This window comes from Velazquezella soli, from assembly GCF_977018685.1.
Map to the genome: position 1 here is coordinate 218474 of NZ_CDRNXF010000001.1, position 18846 is coordinate 237319.

At 57.2% G+C, this 18846-nt stretch carries 20 protein-coding genes; 9 read left to right on the forward strand and 11 right to left on the reverse strand.

Annotation, left to right across the window (positions count from 1 at the left end; all coding sequences use genetic code 11):
• Positions 1 to 317: 317 nt before the first annotated feature.
• Genes AC0JZ8_RS01115 through AC0JZ8_RS01130 form a run of 4 tightly spaced genes read right to left on the reverse strand, consistent with a single transcriptional unit; the run spans position 318 to position 3865 of the window.
• A complete protein-coding gene (locus AC0JZ8_RS01115) occupies positions 318 to 1133 on the reverse strand; it encodes an ABC transporter ATP-binding protein (protein ID WP_471891409.1) in 816 nt (271 codons plus the stop codon).
• Between the two features lie 3 nt (positions 1134 to 1136).
• The gene (locus tag AC0JZ8_RS01120) at positions 1137 to 2165 is read right to left on the reverse strand and encodes an ABC transporter substrate-binding protein (protein WP_113110386.1); all 1029 of its coding nucleotides are present in this window, start codon (positions 2163 to 2165) and stop codon (positions 1137 to 1139) included.
• A gap of 31 nt (positions 2166 to 2196) precedes the next feature.
• Positions 2197 to 2988, reverse strand: coding sequence for an ABC transporter permease (locus AC0JZ8_RS01125; protein WP_113110387.1), 792 nt, complete (start codon positions 2986 to 2988; stop codon positions 2197 to 2199).
• Entirely contained in the window at positions 2981 to 3865 is an 885-nt protein-coding gene (locus tag AC0JZ8_RS01130; protein WP_471891410.1) for a shikimate dehydrogenase family protein, read from the reverse strand. The genes AC0JZ8_RS01125 and AC0JZ8_RS01130 overlap by 8 nt, the downstream gene beginning before the upstream one ends.
• 247 nt (positions 3866 to 4112) lie before the next feature.
• Between AC0JZ8_RS01130 and AC0JZ8_RS01135 the strand changes: the two genes are divergently transcribed.
• Positions 4113 to 4865, forward strand: coding sequence for a 3-ketoacyl-ACP reductase (locus AC0JZ8_RS01135; protein ID WP_471891411.1), 753 nt, complete (start codon positions 4113 to 4115; stop codon positions 4863 to 4865).
• Positions 4866 to 4867: 2 nt separating this feature from the next.
• Here AC0JZ8_RS01135 and AC0JZ8_RS01140 read toward each other — a convergent pair whose 3' ends face one another.
• From AC0JZ8_RS01140 to AC0JZ8_RS01155, 4 genes are all read right to left on the reverse strand, one after another.
• Positions 4868 to 5956: a LacI family DNA-binding transcriptional regulator gene (locus AC0JZ8_RS01140; RefSeq protein WP_471891412.1), complete on the reverse strand. Its 1089-nt coding sequence runs from the start codon at positions 5954 to 5956 to the stop codon at positions 4868 to 4870.
• A gap of 97 nt (positions 5957 to 6053) precedes the next feature.
• Entirely contained in the window at positions 6054 to 6890 is an 837-nt protein-coding gene (locus AC0JZ8_RS01145) for a fumarylacetoacetate hydrolase family protein (RefSeq protein ID WP_471891413.1), read from the reverse strand.
• 13 nt (positions 6891 to 6903) lie between these two features.
• Positions 6904 to 7599, reverse strand: coding sequence for a hypothetical protein (locus AC0JZ8_RS01150; protein WP_471891414.1), 696 nt, complete (start codon positions 7597 to 7599; stop codon positions 6904 to 6906).
• Entirely contained in the window at positions 7599 to 8072 is a 474-nt protein-coding gene (locus AC0JZ8_RS01155; RefSeq protein ID WP_471891415.1) for a MaoC family dehydratase, read from the reverse strand. Before AC0JZ8_RS01155 ends, AC0JZ8_RS01150 begins: the two co-directional genes overlap by 1 nt.
• 151 nt (positions 8073 to 8223) lie before the next feature.
• Between AC0JZ8_RS01155 and AC0JZ8_RS01160 the strand changes: the two genes are divergently transcribed.
• The 4 genes from AC0JZ8_RS01160 to AC0JZ8_RS01175 all read left to right on the forward strand — a co-directional run bounded on the left by AC0JZ8_RS01160 (position 8224) and on the right by AC0JZ8_RS01175 (position 11919).
• A complete protein-coding gene (locus AC0JZ8_RS01160; protein ID WP_471891416.1) occupies positions 8224 to 9822 on the forward strand; it encodes an acyl CoA:acetate/3-ketoacid CoA transferase in 1599 nt (532 codons plus the stop codon).
• A gap of 219 nt (positions 9823 to 10041) precedes the next feature.
• Positions 10042 to 11010, forward strand: coding sequence for a D-erythronate dehydrogenase (denD, locus tag AC0JZ8_RS01165; RefSeq protein ID WP_471891417.1), 969 nt, complete (start codon positions 10042 to 10044; stop codon positions 11008 to 11010).
• 235 nt (positions 11011 to 11245) lie between these two features.
• Positions 11246 to 11500 carry a type II toxin-antitoxin system prevent-host-death family antitoxin gene (locus tag AC0JZ8_RS01170; RefSeq protein WP_471891418.1) on the forward strand — a complete coding sequence of 85 codons (255 nt, stop codon included), beginning with the start codon at positions 11246 to 11248 and terminating at the stop codon, positions 11498 to 11500.
• Entirely contained in the window at positions 11497 to 11919 is a 423-nt protein-coding gene (locus tag AC0JZ8_RS01175) for a PIN domain-containing protein (protein ID WP_471891419.1), read from the forward strand. Before AC0JZ8_RS01170 ends, AC0JZ8_RS01175 begins: the two co-directional genes overlap by 4 nt.
• 146 nt (positions 11920 to 12065) lie before the next feature.
• On the opposite strand, the gene AC0JZ8_RS01180 is transcribed toward AC0JZ8_RS01175, so the two are convergent.
• Positions 12066 to 12854: an IclR family transcriptional regulator gene (locus AC0JZ8_RS01180; RefSeq protein ID WP_471891420.1), complete on the reverse strand. Its 789-nt coding sequence runs from the start codon at positions 12852 to 12854 to the stop codon at positions 12066 to 12068.
• A gap of 212 nt (positions 12855 to 13066) precedes the next feature.
• Between AC0JZ8_RS01180 and AC0JZ8_RS01185 the strand changes: the two genes are divergently transcribed.
• Both AC0JZ8_RS01185 and AC0JZ8_RS01190 read left to right on the forward strand, forming a co-directional pair.
• Positions 13067 to 13810 carry a ribonuclease activity regulator RraA gene (locus AC0JZ8_RS01185; protein WP_471891421.1) on the forward strand — a complete coding sequence of 248 codons (744 nt, stop codon included), beginning with the start codon at positions 13067 to 13069 and terminating at the stop codon, positions 13808 to 13810.
• Positions 13811 to 13820: 10 nt separating this feature from the next.
• Positions 13821 to 14711 (forward strand): SMP-30/gluconolactonase/LRE family protein, encoded by an 891-nt coding sequence (locus AC0JZ8_RS01190; RefSeq protein ID WP_471891422.1) that lies wholly within the window; start codon positions 13821 to 13823, stop codon positions 14709 to 14711.
• An 80-nt stretch (positions 14712 to 14791) separates the two neighbouring features.
• Here AC0JZ8_RS01190 and AC0JZ8_RS01195 read toward each other — a convergent pair whose 3' ends face one another.
• Positions 14792 to 15772 (reverse strand): aldo/keto reductase, encoded by a 981-nt coding sequence (locus AC0JZ8_RS01195; RefSeq protein WP_471891423.1) that lies wholly within the window; start codon positions 15770 to 15772, stop codon positions 14792 to 14794.
• A gap of 170 nt (positions 15773 to 15942) precedes the next feature.
• On the opposite strand from AC0JZ8_RS01195, the gene AC0JZ8_RS01200 reads away from it, so the two are divergent.
• Positions 15943 to 16725, forward strand: a complete 783-nt coding sequence (locus AC0JZ8_RS01200) for an SDR family oxidoreductase (RefSeq protein WP_471891424.1) — start codon at positions 15943 to 15945, stop codon at positions 16723 to 16725.
• Between the two features lie 487 nt (positions 16726 to 17212).
• Here AC0JZ8_RS01200 and AC0JZ8_RS01205 read toward each other — a convergent pair whose 3' ends face one another.
• Complete coding sequence (locus tag AC0JZ8_RS01205) at positions 17213 to 18241, reverse strand: LacI family DNA-binding transcriptional regulator (RefSeq protein ID WP_471891425.1); 1029 nt, start codon at positions 18239 to 18241, stop codon at positions 17213 to 17215.
• A 181-nt stretch (positions 18242 to 18422) separates the two neighbouring features.
• Here AC0JZ8_RS01205 and AC0JZ8_RS01210 point away from each other — a divergent pair, with 181 nt between their 5' ends.
• On the forward strand, positions 18423 to 18836 hold the full coding sequence (locus AC0JZ8_RS01210; protein ID WP_471891497.1) for a Rieske (2Fe-2S) protein: 414 nt from the start codon (positions 18423 to 18425) through the stop codon (positions 18834 to 18836).
• The last annotated feature ends 10 nt before the right edge of the window (positions 18837 to 18846 follow it).

Here is an 18846-nt window from a genome sequence, read left to right on the forward strand (position 1 = left end):
AGCAGGTCTCGTTACGACATCAACATGCGCGCCGCCAGTGGCGAGGGCAATTTTTTGGCGGCACTAAAATCGGACCGCATGGTCCGATTTCGGCGCCATCTCAGCCTCCGGGTGACACACGCCGCCGTCCCGCGCTGAGGGATTTCAGCGTGTTAGCTTCATTCCGATAACCCGGGTCGTTGGTTCCGATCCCATCAAGACCTTGTACTCTGATTTGTGCTGGTGGCATCTCTGCCACCAGCGTTCGCCTGCGAGGAAGTTGCAACGTCTCCGAGGCCAGGCGAAAGAAACCCTACGCTCACGATAATCGATAGCAGTTATCTATGAATGACGCCGAGGCGCGCGAAGTGATCGTAGATGCGCTTGGAGAAGGCCGACAGTTCGGGCTCTTCGCCTAAGGAAACCGGACGTGGGCGGGGAAGGTCGATCTGGATTTCGTCTACGACCTGACCTGGCGACGGAGCCATGACGAGGACGCGGTCGCCCAGCCCGACCGCTTCTTCGACGCTGTGGGTAATGAATAGGACTGTTGGGCGTTCGGCCATCCAGAGCTGTTCAAGATCGTGACGAACCTGCACACGTGTCAGCGCGTCCAGCGCCCCGAACGGCTCGTCCATGAGAAGGACGGAGGGCTTCAACACCAGTGCTCGCGCCAGAGATACTCGCTGGCGCATGCCGCCCGATAGTTGGCTGGGATACCTGTTTGCAGCCTTCGTCAGGCCCAGGCGCTCGAAGAGTTCCTCTGCACGCCTCCTGACCGGCGCCAGAGGAAGGCCTCGGATAACGCCCTGGAGAAGGACGTTATCCATAGCCGTTCTAAACTCGAGCAGAAGATGATCCTGGAAAGCGATGCCGACGTCAGTCAATGCTCCTGACAGGGGTTTTTCGTTAATACGGATCTTCCCGCTCGAAGTATCCATGAGGCCGGCCACCATCAGCATCAGCGTGCTCTTCCCGCAACCGCTAGGCCCCACGACGGAAACGAATTCACCCGGCTTGATATCGATCGTCGTCGGTCGGAGCGCTTCGAAAGCACCAAACTTTTTTCCGACTTCCTTGATCTCAATTCGGACGCCGCTGAGTTCGCTGCTTGGGTTTGTTTTCTGTAATGCTTGCATGGCGGACAGCTTCATCTCTTAGGTCAGGGGGCAGGGGCGAAGGTCGGACTCCGGCGGAAGGTAATCATAGGTGTAGTAAGTCGTTGCTTCCTTGTCCGCGGGTAGCATTCCGATCTTTCCAAGGATGCTAACAGTGTCTGCCCATTGTTCAGGTGTTGCCTTCCCAACAAACTTGGCACGGTTGACGCACATCAGGTACTTGGTCGCCTCAAGCTGTGCGGGAGCCTGAGCTTCAGAAGCGTCGGGGAACATTTCCTTCATCGCGGCAACCGCTGCCTTAGGGTCGTCGATGGCCGCGTACCAACCTTTGAGGCTGGCGGCTACGAAAGCCTTCGCCTGTTCCGGGTTCTTCGCGAGGTAGCTTTCCGAAGCAATAATTGACGTCGAAACGGTTGGCGCGCCATTGTCGATGAACGGGAAGTCTGCGGTTTCGGCGCCGAGGTCCTTCAATTGGATCGCGAAGAAATCGATGGAGCCGAGGATGGCATCGACCTGGCCTTGCAGGAGTGCCGCCACCATCGACTCCTTTGGCATGTTGACCTGCTTGATGTCGCTCGCAGTCAGACCATTTGCAGCCAATACCAGCGGGAACATAGCAGCCTGGGAACCGCCATTGGGGATCGCGACTGACTTGCCCTTGAGGTCCTTGACCGCAGCGATACCCTTGCCCTTCAGCGCAGTTATCTGGTTTGGATTGCCCTGCAGAATGGTCGCCAGAATTTTGATCTTTGCGCCTTCGGAAATGAGCTTCATCACCGGCGCGGAATCAGCAAATCCGATTTCTGCCTTGCCGCTAGCAATAAGCTGGGCGGTGATCTGCGAACCGTTGCCGGGTTCGATCTTCACATCCAGACCCGCTGCCTTGTAGTAGCCGTTCTTCGAGGCAAGCTCGTAACCCGCGTTGAAGCCGGCAGCCGGATAGTTGAGCCAGAACGTCAGGGGTGTCTCCTGAGATACTGCGGCCATAGACGAACCTAGCAGGGCCGTGCCGGTCATTGCCGCCAAGGCAATTGATCTAAGCGTCTTTAATAGTCTGTTCGGATTCATCTTCTTCTCCTCCTTGAGTTGATGAAACTAATCAGTCGCGGTTTTGATTTCTCCGCCATGGGGTCATGAAGTATTCGGTGACCTCGACAATGCTGTTCAGAGCCAGTCCGATGATGGTCATGACGAACAGGATTGCGAAGACGAGGGTTGTATTCATCACCCCTGTCGCCTGCAGCAGCAGGTAGCCGAGCCCCTGGTTCGCCCCGACAAATTCAGCGACGATAGCGGCTGTCGCGGCAATGGTAGCCGACGTCTTCAGGCCACCGAAGATCACCGGCAGGGCTGACGGGAAACGCAGATAGCGAAAGGTCTGCCAGGTCGTCGCCCCCATTGACTTGGTGAGGTAAAGATAGCGCTGATCAAGGATCTGAAATCCCGCGATGCTGGCAAGCAAAAGCGGGAAGAAGGTCAGGAGCAGCGTCAGCATCACCTTCGACGTCGGCCCAAAGCCGATCCAGACGACAAACAGCGGCGCGATGGCAATCTTGGGAACGAGTTGGATGAACACAAGAAGCGGATAGAGCATGCGCTTCGCCGTTGGCGACAAGGCGATCAGCAGACCAAGCGGAATTGCTGTCACGACAGACAGGCCAAAGCCGAGCACGATTTCCTGGATCGTTACCAAGGAATGGTTCCACAGGCTCTGCCGTGATGCGATAAGCTCCGGAATGACGGCCTGCGGCGGAGGCAGCAGATATTTGGGAATATCGAATGTCACCACGGCGAGCCACCATAAGATGATCAGGCCGATGAAGACCGAGGACGACATCAGCGCCGAACCCACCCAGCCAGACAGCCTGGAACCTGAACCGTTCTCATTCATGCGTAAACTCTCCCTGGGAAGCCTGGCGCGCAGCCGCGTTTCCGTCAGCTGGAGCTTCAAAAGCCTCGATTTTGTTCAAGAAGCGGAGGACGATACCTGTCTGTCCTTCCACCATTGCGGATCCGCTGAGCGTTAGGCATCCAAGAGCGGCGGCCTTGCGGAGAAGCTCTGTGTCGCGGCCCGGCACGATGTCGATGACCGCTGTGCGGTCCGTCATCCCATCGATCGGCATTGCAAGACCATCGGTGTCCTGCAGGCCGACCTGGGTAGCATTGATCAGAAGCGAGATGTCATTGAGCGGGGAATGTCCCGGCTCGACCCTGCAATCCGGATACCGGGCCTTCACGCCGTTGACCAGCGCATCGCGGCGGCCGGCATCGATGTCGGCGATAGAGATGCTGGCATTACCTGCAGATGCAAGCGCGTAGGCAATCGCGCTGCCGGCGCCACCGGCGCCGATCAGCTGCACCCGAGCGCCCTGCGTGACAATGCCGCGTTTCCGAGCAGCTTCGACAAGGCCATGGCCATCGAACATTGCCCCGGTCCAGCACCCGTCCGCGTCCCGGCGAAGCACATTCACAGCGCCTAGAAGCTCTGCCATCGGTTCGAGCGTCGTCGCAAAGGCCACCGCCCGTTGCTTGTACGGAAAGGTTACCACCACGCCATCGACATTGCGGGTCTCTAGAAGACCTCGCATTACGACGTCGAATGTCTCCGACGACGCGTGCCACGGCACGAGCACTGCATTCACGCCCGCGGCAGCGAGCATGCGATTGTAATGGATCGGCGACTTCACCTGCGCGATCGGGTCGCCGATGATGGCGATCAGGCGGGTTTCGCCATCGATCCCCGCCCGGCTTGGACTTTCGATAGTCATGGGGCTCTGCCTCCTCCCGGCCTCGCACCTGCCGAGATACCTCGGCTGAACAATATGTATCCGTTTACATTGTCAGGAAACTATGTCAAGTCCGCAAGAATGGTGCTTTGTGAAGACATAAGCCCCGAGCGCTCGAAAGCACTGATAAATCGATATTAAATGCTACCTATCACGATAACGCTATGTCTTGCGTCATGATGGAAAGGGAGCTACATCGAATTCTAATGAAACAGATATGAGGTTTGCAATGTCACAGGGTTACAGTGTTGAAGAGACGCGCCGTGGCGGCGTTCTGGTGACCGGAGGGGCGGCGGGGATCGGCTTTGCGACTGCCATCCGGCTGGCGTCCGAAGGTTTCGACGTCACGGTCGCAAGTCTCGAGGCGGAAGCAGGTCTCCCACCGGAGATCCGTTATGTTCAGACGGATGTGACCCGCCTCGAGCATCACCAGGCACTCGTTGCATCTATCCAACGACCTGTCGCCCTGGTGAACTGCGCCGGGGTCACATCACTTTCGCGCGCTGACATGCTGGACCTCCCGGCTGAGAGCTTCGACAGGGTTATGGATGTCAATGTCCGCGCGACCTTTTTCCTCACGCAGGCCTTTGCTCGCCATATGATTGCCTGTGGCCCCGCTGAGGATTATCGCGCCGTCATCTTTGTGGGATCCATCAACAGCGAGGTGGTTGGCGAAAACCGTGCGGACTACTGCATGTCTAAGGCCGCGGTGTCGATGATGTCCAAGCTCTTTGCGGCGCGCCTCGCCGCCGACGGCATCGTGACGCATGAAGTCAGACCCGGCATCATTCGCACCGGAATGACGGCTCCTGCTCTCGAAAAATACGACAGGCTGATTGAGGAGGGGGGGGTCCCCATGGCGCGCTGGGGCATGCCCGAGGATGTTGCGGCGGCAATCTCCGCTCTGGTCCGCGGAGACTTCCCTTATGCAACCGGAACCGTCACCGAGATCGCCGGCGGATTGCAGCTGCACCGCGTGTGAGGTCAAGCCTGGGGCGAGCGCGGCGGCGCGGTTGAGGCGCGCAGAACCAGTTCCGGCTTGCATTCGAATTGGGTGTCCTCCTCGCGTCCAAGGATCCTTGCGAGGATGTGGCTGGCGGCGCGGGTGCCGATCTGGTCGCTGGGAACACGAACCGTCGAGATCGGGACCGGCAGTTCCGACATGATTTCGATGTCGTCGTAGCCGATGATGGACACATCTCCCGGGATCGACAGGCCCATGGCAAGAGCCTCAAGTTCCGCGCCCACCGCATGGTAGGAATTGCCGCAGACGATGGCTGTGGGCGGGGAGTCCGTGCTCATCATACGCCTCAGAAGGGACCTGGCTTCGCCGATGCTGGAGAGCTCTTTGGCAATCTGGTAGGGCCAGGCGGACAGGCCATGCGCCGACAGTGCGTCGCTGACGCCTGCCAATCGCTCTGCCGCGCGATCATTGTTTGCGACGGACTGCCAGATCACGCCGATCCGCCGGTGTCCGAGCTCGATCAGGTAGTTGGTTACGTCGAACAACGCCTTCCTGTTATCCGGACCGATCGACCGTCCATGCGTTGCCTGGTTGTAGACGAAGGTGTTGATGGACGGGACCTTCTGGCGGCTCAAGAGCTTTTCCAGTTCCGGCAGATGCTCGTTGCCAACCAGCACGATGCCGTCCACGCCGCGCTCAACAAACTTCCTCACCTGTCGCAGTTCCTGCTCCGGGTCGTATTCCGAGCAGGCGAGCAGCAGAGTGAAGCCTTCTGCCAAAAGCTCGTGCTGGAGGATCGTTGCGGTCCGTGCGAAATCGCCATGGGTCAGTGTTGGAAAGACCGCGCCCACAGCGCCTGATCTGCGAGTCGACAGAGCGCGGGCGGCCGCATCTGGCACCCACCCGAGGTGCTCGATGACCGCCTCGATGCGCAATCTGAGTTCCTCAGAAACGATGTCAGGCTTGTTGATCGCCCTCGATACCGTGGCAGTCGATACGCCAGCCGCCCTAGCGACATCCCGCAGCCCGACGGACGTCCTGGCAACGATTTCAGACCCTGTCGGCGTTCCGGTCTTAGGAGTTCGCGTACGCTTCGGGACTGAGGTCATAGGTTTTTCCGTTTGTGACGACGGGTCGCCGGGAAGAGGTGCTCTTCGCCCTAATCCCGGCAACCGGTCGATGCAAGCGTTTACATGGCTGCTATCATCATATCACGCGCTGCTCCTGAACGCCCAGCTTCTCGACGCCAAGCTTCATCGTGTCGCCGCGCTTGAGGAAGCGAAGCGGAACCATGCCCAGGCCGACGCCCGGAGGCGTGCCTGTCGTGACGATGTCGCCCGGCTCGAGGATCATGTACTTACTGATGTAGGATACCAGCGTCTTGATCGGGAAAATCATGTTGCGGGTCGTGGAGTTCTGCAGCCGTTCGCCGTTGACGTCCAGCCAGAGCGACAGATCCTGCGGATCTCCGACTTCATCCGGGGTGACGACCCAGGGGCCGATCGGGCCGAATGTCGGGCAGCACTTGCCTTTCACCCACTGGCCTTCGCGTTCCAGCTGGTATTCCCGCTCGGAGACGTCGTTGCAGATGAAGTATCCGCCCACATGATCAAGCGCCTCGCTTTCGGAAACATAGGATGCCCGCTTCGAAATCACGAAGGCGATCTCGACCTCCCAGTCGGACTTCGTCGAATCCGGCGGCAGGATGACATCGTCATAGGGACCGACGATGCAGGAACGCGCCTTGTTGAAGAGAATCGGTTCCTTGGGAATTTCCGCATTCGTTTCGGTTGCGTGGTCGGCATAGTTCAGGCCGACGGCAATGAAGTTGCCGACCTGCGCGATGCAGGGTCCGAGCCGAGCACCTTCGGGCGCCAGGGGAAGGGCGGAGATGTCCACCTCTTTCAGGCTTTCGGAGAGCCGACCATTGAGGACGTCGCCGGTGATGTCGGTCACGAGGCTCGACAGGTCACGGATCTTGCCGTGGTCGTCGACCAGTCCGGGCTTTTCCTGGCCGCTTTCGCCAAATCTCACAAACTTCATGGTTCTCTCCCAATTACTTTGAGGTGGTCGTGATCTGGCTGTGTGCCAGGCTGTATTGAAGCGAATAGATGCCCTTGCGCAGGTCCGCGTTGGCGCCCGCAATCGAGAGCGCATGGGAAAGCGGGCCGTCGCTTTCGAGAGCGGCGAGCCTCTCGGCATCAGTGCCTTCGATCAGAAGGATCCAGGCCGCGGTCTCGTCTGGGCGGTCGCGGAGGTCTTTCTCGGCGGTCGGCGTTCCGCCGGCGCTCGCGTCGCCTTCGAGCAGATGAACGCCGACAATGCCAGGTGCCTGCATCAGTCTCGACGCGACCTCTCCGAGATTGCTTGCGAAGTCTGTTTTCGCGAGGCTTGTCGAAATCTGCAGCGTCATGATGGCCGCGCCATCCCCAAGGCCATGGGTAAATGCGACCGTGCAGACCGTGCGCGACGTATCGGTAAAATTGCTTACCACGGATCGTGTCCATGCGGTGGGAGCGTTCAGCCTCGCGACATAGGCAGCCGACGACAGCACGGTCGCGTCCTCGGTCTCATAGAAGTTGAAATACTTCGGTTGCCCCGACACTGCCACATAGCGGCGCCCGCGAAGAAAGCCGGGAAGGCCGACCCGTTCGGGGATATGCTCCTGGATATGCCAGGAAACGAATTCGTCCTCCGCTTCCGACTTGATGCCGTTCCAGATGGCAAGGACCGCAGATCCTGAGAGGGCCATCAGGCAGCCTCCGAGGCCGACGCAAGCTTCTTTGTCCAGCGCATGATGTGCTCGCTGACGGCCACCAACTCGTCGTGCTGGTTGAAGACCTCGACCTTGGCGACACTTCTGCCGCGTTCCTTGTCGACGGTAGCGATCGTATAATGCGCAGTGATTGTGTCGCCCAGGACAACCGGCTTGAGGAAGCGGACACGGTCGTATCCGGCCGACACCGGAAAGTCGGTCAGTCCCTCCCGGTGGATGATATGAGCGATGCTGATGGTCGACACCGTGCTCATGTATCCGACAGTCAAAGCACCATGTGCGATGCGTTTGCCGATCGAGGATTTCTCCTTCATGTACTGATCGTTGACATGGGTTTCGCTGAAGTCACCAGTGATCCCGGCAAACAGCACGATGTCGGTTTCTCCAACCGTCTTTGCAAACTTAAATACCTGGCCGATATCGACAAAATCCAATCCAGAATTCGCCATCCTGTCATCCTCCTATTGCGGTGTTCCGCCTCACTGTCCATCCGAGCAACTGCTTGACATAGCCTGATGTCGAAGGATATGTATCCGGTTACATAAGAAATGCGTGGTGGTCAATGGTCGGACTGCTTTCGGGAACCGCCATGGAGGAAACATGAAACTGATTTCTGCTGAGGAAGCGGCGAAACTCGTGCGGGATGGCGACAGCGTTCTCGTCAGTGGTTCCGGAGGAGGGCATGCCATTCCGGAGCGCGTGCTGGAGGCAATCGAGGCCCGACACCTGGAGACAGGGAGCCCCAAGGCGCTGACCCTCGTGCATATCGTCGGCCTGGGTGACCGGGCGACCAAGGGTGCCGCACGCTTCTGCCACGAGGGAATGCTGCGTCGGTCAATCACCAGCGCGTTGATCGATTCTCCCGTGCTGATAGACCTCGCAGCCGCCGACCGGATCGAATCCTACACGTTGCCGCAGGGCGTGCTGTCCCAATTGATGCGGGAAATGGCGTCGGGCCGTCCCGGGCTCATCACCAAGACGGGTCTCCATACATTCATCGATCCGCGGCAACTCGGCGGCCGTCAGAGCCCCAGTGCAAAGGAAGATCTCGTCGAGCTCATGATGGTCGACGGCGAGGAGTATTTGCGTTTCAAGCCCTTTCCGCTCGACATCGTCTTCCTACGCGGCACCACCGCGGACGAGGATGGCAACATCAGCATGGAGCAGGAGGCGATCTTCGGTGAAATGCTCTCGACGGCACAGGCCGCTCGCCGCAACGGCGGGATCGTCGTAGTTCAGGTCAAGCGCATGGCAACGCGCGGCGCGCTGCCTGCCAAAACCGTCAAGATCCCTGGCATCCTTGTCGACTACGTCGTTGTCGATCCTGATCAGCGCCAGACCTATGCAACTGATTACAATCCGGCCTATTCCGGCGAGCTCAAGGTTCCCCTCCATGCCTTGCGCCGGCTTCCGTTCGATCATCGCAAGATCGTTGCGCGCCGCGCCGCTATGGAAATCGTGCCCGGCGCAATCTGCAATCTTGGGGCGGGTATCTCGACCGGAATTTCGGCCGTTGCGTCCGAGGAGGCAGTCCTTGACCATATCGTGCTGACCAACGAGCAGGGTTTCATCGGAGGTGCTCCGCTGACGGGCCCGGATTCCGGCGCGTCGCAAAACTACGATGCCATCGTCGATCAGCCCTACCAGTTTGACTTCTATGACGGAGGCGGGCTGGATATCGCTTTCCTGTCCTTTGCAGAGGTCGATCCCGGCGGCAACGTCAATATCAGCCGTTTCGGTTCCAAGATCGTCGGTGTCGGCGGCTTCATCAATATAAGTCAAAATGCCAAGCACATGGTGTTCAGCGGAACGTTTACCTCCGGCGGGCTGGAGCTGGAGACCGGGCAAGGAGAACTTGCCATAGCCCAGGAGGGGCGGCACAAGAAGTTCGTCAATCGCATAGAGCAGATCTGCTACAATGCCGACTTCGCGAGAAGAGAGGGGCGCACGGCCCTGTTCGTCACGGAGCGCGCGGTGTTTGACGTGCTAGACGGCGGCCTTCAGCTTGTCGAGATAGCACCAGGTATCGATCTCGAGCGTGATATCCTTGCACACATGGCATTCAAGCCGGCCATCTCGCCTGAGCTCCGGCTTATGGACGCACGACTGTTCCGTCCAGAACCGATGAACCTCATCAAAGACATCGAGGCCAATCGGAACAGGCGCGTATCGCACTCGGCGAGGCGAGTATCGAAATGAGCAAGGACCGTCGATTTCAGATCAAAGCTACCCGCGAACATCGCGTTCATCGTCGCCGATTCACCGGCCACGTCCAACTGGCTACTATCCCGGATCCGGATATTAGCGAGGGCCACCTTGGCACGTCCTCGCGGTGCCAGGTCGGCGGGCTGTCGTGGGTTGACCGCTTGAGTTCTGCGAGCTGATCGCCAGAAAGAGTACAGATATGGGAGAAGACCAATGCGTATTGCCATCTTGGGCGCAGCTGGAATGCTCGGCAGACGGCTGACCGAGCGTCTCGCGACAGAGGGAAAGCTTGCCGGACAGGCCATCACTGCATTTACCCTTCACGACATCTATCCGGCGCCACTCGTTTCCGGGAATATTGAAGTCGAAGTGTTGACTTCTGATTTCTCGGAGGACGGAGAGGCGGAGCGGATTGTGTCGCATCGCCCTGACGTCATCTTCCATCTTGCCGCCGTGGTGTCAGGCGAAGCGGAGGCCGACCTTGACAAGGGCTACCGGGTCAATCTTGAGGGCACCCGCGCGCTGCTCGATGCCGTTCGCACAGTGGGCGGCGGCTACCGTCCGCGCTTCGTGTTCACATCCTCGCTTGCGGTCTTTGGTGCGCCTCTTCCAGACGTCATCTCCGATGACTTTCTCCTGCGTCCACTATCGAGCTATGGCGCGCAGAAGGCGATGGGGGAGCTGCTGGTGGCCGATTATGCCCGGCGCGGAATCATCGATGGCTTGAGCATTCGCCTTCCGACGATATGCGTGCGGCCTGGCAAGCCCAACAGGGCTGCATCGAGCTTCTATTCGGGGATCATTCGCGAGCCATTGAATGGCGAAGGAGCCGTCCTTCCGGTGCCGCGCGACATGCGCCACTGGTTCGCGTCGCCGCGAACGGCGATCGGTTTTCTCATCAGAGCCGCCGAAGTTGCAGGCCCGGACCTTGACGTGCGGACGCTGACGATGCCTGGCGTTTCGGCGACGGTGGAAGACCAGATCGAAGCTCTGCGGAAGGTTGCCGGGGACGAGGCGGTCGCGCTCATCCGCGAGGAACCGGATCCGGCCATTCATGCAATTGTCAGCACCTGGCCCAAGGCCTTCGATGCTCGCACCGCGCTGGATTTTGGCTTTGTCCCGGATGCCAGTTTCGAGGAGATCGTGCAGATCTATTGCCGCGATGAACTCAAGCGTGCCTGACATGCAAATCGCAAGAAGGGGAACACCATGCTGCTAGGCGTCATCGCCGACGATTTCACGGGTGCGAGCGATATCGCAAGCTTCATCAGCCGGCTCGCTTGCGAAATAACGGCAGGTCGAAGGTTCAAATCCGTTCAAGGCGTAAGAGCGATTTCAGGTAAGTCGTATCAGGAAAGCATTGCAAGGTGAGGTAGACGACGTTATGTGTAGGTACGTTCCTACATGGAGGCATTGTATGGCTACCACCCGCTTGACCAGCCGCGAGTTAAATCACGACGTTGGCAGAGCAAAAAGAGCAGCAGAAGCGGGCCCGGTTGTTATAACTGACCGAGGCAAACCATCGCACGTTCTGATGACCTACGGTGAGTTTGAGCGTCTGACCGGCAAACGTCAAAATCTTGTGGATGCCTTATCGATGCCCGGACTGTCGGACATAGCTTTCAATCCACCGCGATCGATCCTCGCGACACGCGAAGTTGATCTGAATTGAAATACCTGCTCGACACAAACGTTGTCTCCGAACTCCGTAAGGTTGGCGACGGAAAAGCTGATCTGAACGTATCGTCGTGGATAAGTGCGCAGGATGCTCGAGATCTTTATGTATCTGCGATAACGATTTTAGAATTGGAGCGTGGGATACTGGGCATCCAACGCCGCGACATTGAACAGGGCTCCCGGTTACGAGCCTGGATGGATCGCCGAGTTCGTCCGGAGTTCGCCGAGCGCATCATACCTATCGATGACGCCGTTGCAACGAGATGCGCTCACTTGCATATTCCAGATCGCCGCAATGAAGCTGATGCACTCATTGCCGCCACGGCGATCGTTCACGGGCTAGTTGTCGTGACACGGAACATTCAAGATTTTCAGGGAACCGGTGTTGTCCTCGTTGACCCGTGGCGCGCCTAAGAAGCTGCCTAATAGGCGCTTCGAAACTGTTCCTGCGACATTTCCGTCAGATATCTTCGAGTGCCCAAGGGACCCACGGTGTGTTGCGTTTGAGATGAAATTCTCGAATGTCACGCCTACGTCTCCCGTTCGACGAGAGCCTCCTCTCAAGTTTCTGGTATTCGAGCGGAAATTTCAAGAGCAGAGCCAATTACTAAATCACGTAACCTCTCGTTCTTATCCGTTTCCTCGTCGGCCGCGAGGTAAGGAATGCTAAGTGCAGCGATCACTTGTCCAGACGGAGTTGCGATTGGTGCAGCAACGGCCCACACACTGGCGCCGTGTTCACCGCGGTCGCATGCCCATCCTTGGTCCCTAATGCGTTGAAGTTCGCTCAAAAGCTCGCCCGGATCGGTAAGCGTGCGAGGTGTATATTTCTGAAGCGGTGCTAACAGGAACTTGGTGATCTCGTCAGGCTGCATATGGGCCAGTAACATCTTGCTGGCGGCTCCCGCATGGAGCGGAAAACTTTGTCCGATGGCAGGATTGAGGGCGTATTGTCCCTGTCCTGCAACGGATGCAACGACAACGACCGCCTGATTATCCCGAACGGAAAGTTTGTTGGCTTCACCGCTGGCTTCGGCAAGCCGCTTCATGGCGGCCTGTGCTACAGAAACAAGATCAAGCGCTGGATCAGCGCCGACCTTGGAAGCAAGGCTCAAAAGCCGCGTGCCAAGCGCATACGTCCCATCTGCCTGACGTCGGACGACGTTATGAGAACTTAAGGTATTCAAGATCCTGTACACAGTGCTGCGAGGCATGGAGAGCTGATCCGAAAGGCTGCGAATTGTTTCGCCGGAGGACTGCAATTCAAGTGCCGACAGGATTTCCATCATTCTCTCAAGGACAGGCACGCCGTTCCTGTCCCTCTCATCTTCTGTTGTTTCGTTGCTCATGAAGCCCTCTACCGCAATTTAGCAGCGAATGATGCACGTTCGGTTTTTGGAGCAGTACCCGAATTTCGAGGTGATGACACCAGTCCTTTGTTGACACATGCCCCGCTAGCCTTCATTCTCATCTGAATAGAGGTAGTTCATATATGAATTGACTAGACTAACGTGGGCTTGGTGAGTTGCACCTGAAGCCCTAAAGCGAAACAGGACCCAGCATGATCCAGACACAAGATATCAAGCGCCCTCCTCGGGAGTGGATCGAGGCAATCAGGAATATCGGCGCAGCAACCTCATCTAGCCAACTCAGCAAGATGGGCATCCGAAATACTCATATCTGCGGTCCGGTTTCACGAAGGGAGGGGGTGGTGATGTGCGGCCCGGCACTGACGCTTCAGTTCGTGCCGAAGCGCGAAGATCTTCAGGATGCGGACGAATACGCGCAACCGGAGAAGCAAGTTCATCGCCACGTGCTTTACCACACCCAGCCAGGTGACGTGGTCGTCGTTGATGCGCGCGGCGACATGAAAAGCGGGATCTTCGGGGAGATGATGCTAACCTATTTTCTCGGGAAAGGCGGCGCAGGCGTGGTGATCGACGGATGTCTCAGGGATTATCCAAATGCTAAGCATCTCGATCTCGGTTTGTGGATCCGCGGCCTCACTCCCAACTTCCATACGCAAACCGACCTCATGCCTTGGGGCGTCAATGTACCGATTGCTTGTGGTGGAACGTTCGTAATGCCAGGGGATATCATCATCGCCGATGACGATGGTGCGGTCGTCGTTCCAGTTGCCCATGCCGAGGAACTCATCAGGAGGGCATCTAACCACCATGATTGGGAGGAGTTTTCCAAAGAGCGCCTCCTCGCCGGCGGCGAGTTGAAACTCTACTACCCGCTACATGACGATGCACGACCCGAGTACGAAGCATGGGTCCGTGCAAAGACCCCTGCGAAATAAGGCTCGGTCAATGGAAAAAAACAAAGTGGAGGAAGGCGTGTTCAGCCTCGTCTGCGACAGCCGCTCTCAACTTGGTGAAAGCCCTGTCTGGAGTGAAGCTGAGCAGGTGCTTTATTTCGTAGATATCCGGGGCCCGTCGATTAACCGTTTCAATCCAGCGACAGGCGAACTAACGCAGTTCGTACAGCCTGAGGAAATTGGCTGTATCGGTCTTGTTTCGGACGGCGGGTTCATTGCTGGTCTGCGGTCAGGTATTTGGCGGCTGGACGCTCACGGTCAAGTCATACGTAAGCTGGCCGATAACCCTGAAGGCGTCGAACACAGCCGCTTCAATGATGGGCGTGTAGGACCTGATGGGCGATTTTATGTAGGCACGGTTGACGAAAGCCATCAGAACAAAGCGAATATGTATCGCTATGACCGCAACGGCCTTGCACCTCTGATAGCTGGGCTTGGGACTTCCAACGGCCTGGGTTTCTCTCCCGACGGCACAATCCTCTATCATGTCGACTCGCCGGCCTCAAAGGTGACTGCTCATGATTTCGACACTGTAACAGGTACCATTTCCGCAGGCCGGGTGTTGGTTGAAATACCTGATGATCCTGCAGCGCGGCCAGATGGCGCAACAGTTGATGTGGAGGGTTGTTACTGGCTCGCGATCTTTGGTGCTGGGGTAGTGAAGCGGTTTTCGCCTACCGGCGATCTGCTAGCGGAATATCCGGTCCCGGTAAAATGCCCTACAATGCCGGCATTCGGGGGCGCCGACATGCGCACTCTGTTTGTCACAAGTGCTGGAAGCCGCAGGTCAGCGGAAGAGATGCTTCAGTATCCGACGTCCGGGAGCGTATTTGCAATGCGCGCGCCAGTGGCGGGGGTTCGCGAGCCGGTGTTTGAAGAATAGACCGGCCGGCGTGTCGCGTTCAATTGGCCTTATCTAACTAAGCTACACCCCTCCCAACCAGGGAGGGGTGCAAACACTTGCTATTCAAAGCCCATGATCTGATGCGGAACGTAGTGTTCCGTCAGCTCCTTGATATCTTCAGGGCTTAGGCGGATCGAGACAGCCTCTGCAGCATCCACGATCTGGCTCTCTCGGCTTACCCCTACAATTGGTGCGGCTACAGCAGGGTTGGAAAGGAGCCAGGCAATGGCAATTCTGGCTCGCGGCACACCATGGCGCTTTGCAACATTGGCCACCGCACTGATGACGCGGCCGTCTGCTTCCTCGGTATTACCGTAGAGAACCGGTCGCAGGAGATCGGTGCCTTTGCGGAGGGATTCATGGCTCTCCTCCCGAGCCAGAAGACCACGCGCTAGCGGGCTCCAAGGGATAAGTCCAACGCCTTCAGCAGCACACAGCGGAACCATTTCGCGTTCTTCTTCACGGTTGAGCAAGTTGTAATGGTTCTGCATGGAAATGAAACGCGCCCAGTTCTTGCGGTCTGAGAGGTAAAGAGATTTTGCGAATTTCCATGCGTGCATGGAAGATGCACCAATATATCGGACCTTCCCGACTTTGATGAGGTCAGTCAAAGCCTCAAGGGTTTCTTCTATCGGTGTCACGGGATCCCAGCGATGGATTTGATAGAGATCGACATAGTCGGTACCCAGCCTGCGCAGGCTGTGATCGATCTCCTGCATGATCGCTTTGCGCGACAATCCCTTTGCATTAGGGCCGTCACGAAGCGGGGAATTTATCTTGGTCGCAAGTACGATTTCGTCGCGCTTACCGAAATCTTTGATCGCTCGGCCTACGATCTCTTCGCTTGAACCATTTGAGTAGATGTTCGCGGTATCGAAAAAATTGATCCCAAGTTCGATAGCTTTCTTGATCAACGGTCTGCTGTCTTCCTCGACCAGTGTCCATTTGGGATTACCCCGGTCGGGCTCGCCAAAGGTCATGCATCCCATGCAGATACGCGAGACTTCAAGGCCTGATCGGCCGAGTTTTGTGTATTCCATATTATAGGTCCTTTTTTTGTCTGGGCAGTCTCGTTCGAGTACCTGCTGCGTAGAGATAAGCGTTCCAAAACAGAAACTTAGCCTGGAAACAACGCGCCCTTCATGTAAACTCATTCGAGTTGCGGGGCGCTAGAAACAGTTCTCCGCTAGGTCCATATGGAGGATGTGTGATGGATTTGAAAAACAAGGTTGCGCTGATTACAGGAGCCGGCTCCGGTATAGGAAAAGCGTCGGCGTTGATGTTGGCAGCACGCGGCGCGAGAGTTGCGGTTCTCAGCAGAACTCCGAGCGAGATCTCGAAGACAGCGCAGGAAATTGAAGCAGCTGGCGGCGAGGCTATTTCCCTTGTAGCGGATGTTAGTCTTGAAGCCGACATGGAGTCCGCTGTCGGTGCTGTGATATCGCATTGGGGTAAGCTCGATATTTTGATCGCCAATGCCGGCATAAATGGCGTCTGGGCGCCCATCGACGATCTGCAGCCGGACGAATGGGACAAGACGATTGCTGTTAACCTGCGAGGCACGTATCTCAGCATCCACTATGCGGTCCCACTTATGAAGGCTGCCGGAGGCGGATCGATCGTAGTGGTTTCTTCGATTAACGGAACACGAACTTTCACGACAGCAGGTGCGACGGCGTATTCCGCAACTAAGGCCGCTCAGCTTGCTATGGTGCAGCAGCTCGCGCTCGAACTCGGAAAATCTCGCATCCGCATCAACGCGGTCTGCCCCGGCCTGATCGAGACAAACATTCCGGACAGCACCATCAAACGCAACCAGGATGCTGCGCGGATTCCGGTTATCTGGCCCGAAGGAGATATTCCGATCACTGGAGGTAAGGCTGGCACGAGCGAAGATGTGGCCGAGATCGTAACCTTCCTTGCGTCCGAAAAGTCCCGCCATATTACCGGCTCGCCGATCTGGATAGATGGGGGGCAAAGCTTGTTGCGGTGATGCATCCGTATCACAGGGGAGCGCGCTCATAACCGCTCTCCCGTATTGTACCGTCCGATTGCAAGCCCAACGCTATTCCCACCAACAATTGCCTTCAGGTAAAGCTGGCTTGAATAATCGTCTCCGTCCCCACCTGGTTCTCCGTTGTGAGTCTTTCTAGGTGACGAAACCCCGACGACATTCGACCCCCGTCTCGGGCGTTGACGAACGCAGAGCAGTGGACTCTCAGCTAAACTAGAAGGCTGCGAGATCGGGGCGGCCGATGGCACCGCGGGTCTCGTCGCGTGATATCCTTTTATCACTTCGTTATCCTCCAGACTGGAGCGCGCGCTGCGCTCAGTCATATGATCGGATAAGGCTTCCTCCCCCTCACCCGATAGACAACATACGCATTCCATGAGATTTCAGTCAACTAATACCGCAATCAAGTTGCGGTATCTGCGCGACTTGTTAGGTCGTTGAATGTTTGTTTGGCATTTTGATACTGCTAGCTCGTTGCAGACAACACGCGCGATGACCAGTCGGACTTGCTCGCCTTCAAAGTTGATTCCCGTTCAATCAAATCAGCGACGAGCGCTAGCCGCATCGGTGGCCGGTTTCGGGCCTCTGCGCTTGCCAAACGCTCCGCTATGCATCGGATCATGGCCGCTCCCATTTCGACCTGTGGTGTACGAACTGTCGTCAGGCGCGGCGACACATGCATAGCAGAAGCAAAATCATTAAAACCCACTACAGATACATCTTCTGGAACACGCACGCCCAATCGAAGGAGCTCCGAGATGACGGAGATCGCAATACCATCGTGAGCACAGAAAAGGGCCGTCGGCTTTCGACCCGACTGAAGATAGCGAAGCAGCGCACTGCGAAATCCCTCAGACTCGTCAAAGACGATGTCGTCGATCTGCGTGTCATCGCGTGTAGAAGCTCCGTCGCGGAAACCCCGGAAACGCTCCACACGTCCCATCGGCGTTGCGCTGCCGTGAACGAAAGCCATGCTCCGGTGACCGAGTTTCAGTAGCAATTGTGCTACTCCGAAACCCGCTTCCCAATCGGCGCCAACGACTTGGTCGATTTGCTCCATAGGGCTCACATAGCTTGCACAAACAACCGGTAGGCCAGTTTTGGCAGCAAGAGACGACCATTCTACAGGACGAGGCACGGCCAGTATTATCCCTACGACTGAAGGTTCCAGCGCCGTTGTGTCATTCAAGTGGCGCGCTTGGCGAGGGAGGATGGAAAACCCTAGCCTTTCGCCTTCGCGTTCCGCGCCATGCATGATGTTAAGCCACAGCTCGCTACTGACGGGATCAATTTCCTGACGGATGAAGAGTATGTGCCCCGCGGTGTAAGGCAGTTCCAAACCGACGCGATAACCCATTGAATGCGCGGCACGAACGACGCGGTTCCGGGTTGCTTCCCCAACGCCCGGCTTGCCGGAAAGAGCCCTTGAAACCGAGAATTTTGAAAGCCCGAGATTGTCGGCTAGATCCTGTATCGTAACGCGGCTGGAAACCATGGTGACTTCTGTTCCTATTTGATCTGTTTTGCCGTAGCCAATGTCTAGCGTCAAGTCAGGGGCATATTTGCAAAACAAGATTGCGCTTGTTGTTTTTTGTTGTTAGCTTCTCATTGCCTTCATAGAGGAGAAGCGTGCTGGACCGAGGAGGAGAATCCGGTGGCAGCACTTGGACGAAATCATGGCAAAGCATGTTATCGCCACCTTGGCGGAAATCCCTCCGGGATCGCAGAAGCTCGTCAATGTAAAAGGACGCGCGATCGCAGTGTTTAATGTTGCCGGTGAGCTGTTCGGCATTTCGGACGCGTGCCCGCATCAGGGCGGGAGCCTTGCGGCTGGCGCAACAGTCGGCTTAACGACATCGGTCAAACCGGGAGAATATTGCCATTCACGCCCAGGTGAATTCGTCCGCTGCCCTTGGCATAGCTGGGAGTTTGATCTGCGAACCGGGCAGTCATGGTGTGACCCTCGGAAGTTTCGAACCAGGCCATACGACCTCAGTGTCGAGCTTGGAGATACGCTCATCGCCGGGCCGTACGTCGCCGAAACATTCGGGGTTTCCGTCGAAGACCAATATATCGTCGTGGAACTATGACCGCGCGAAC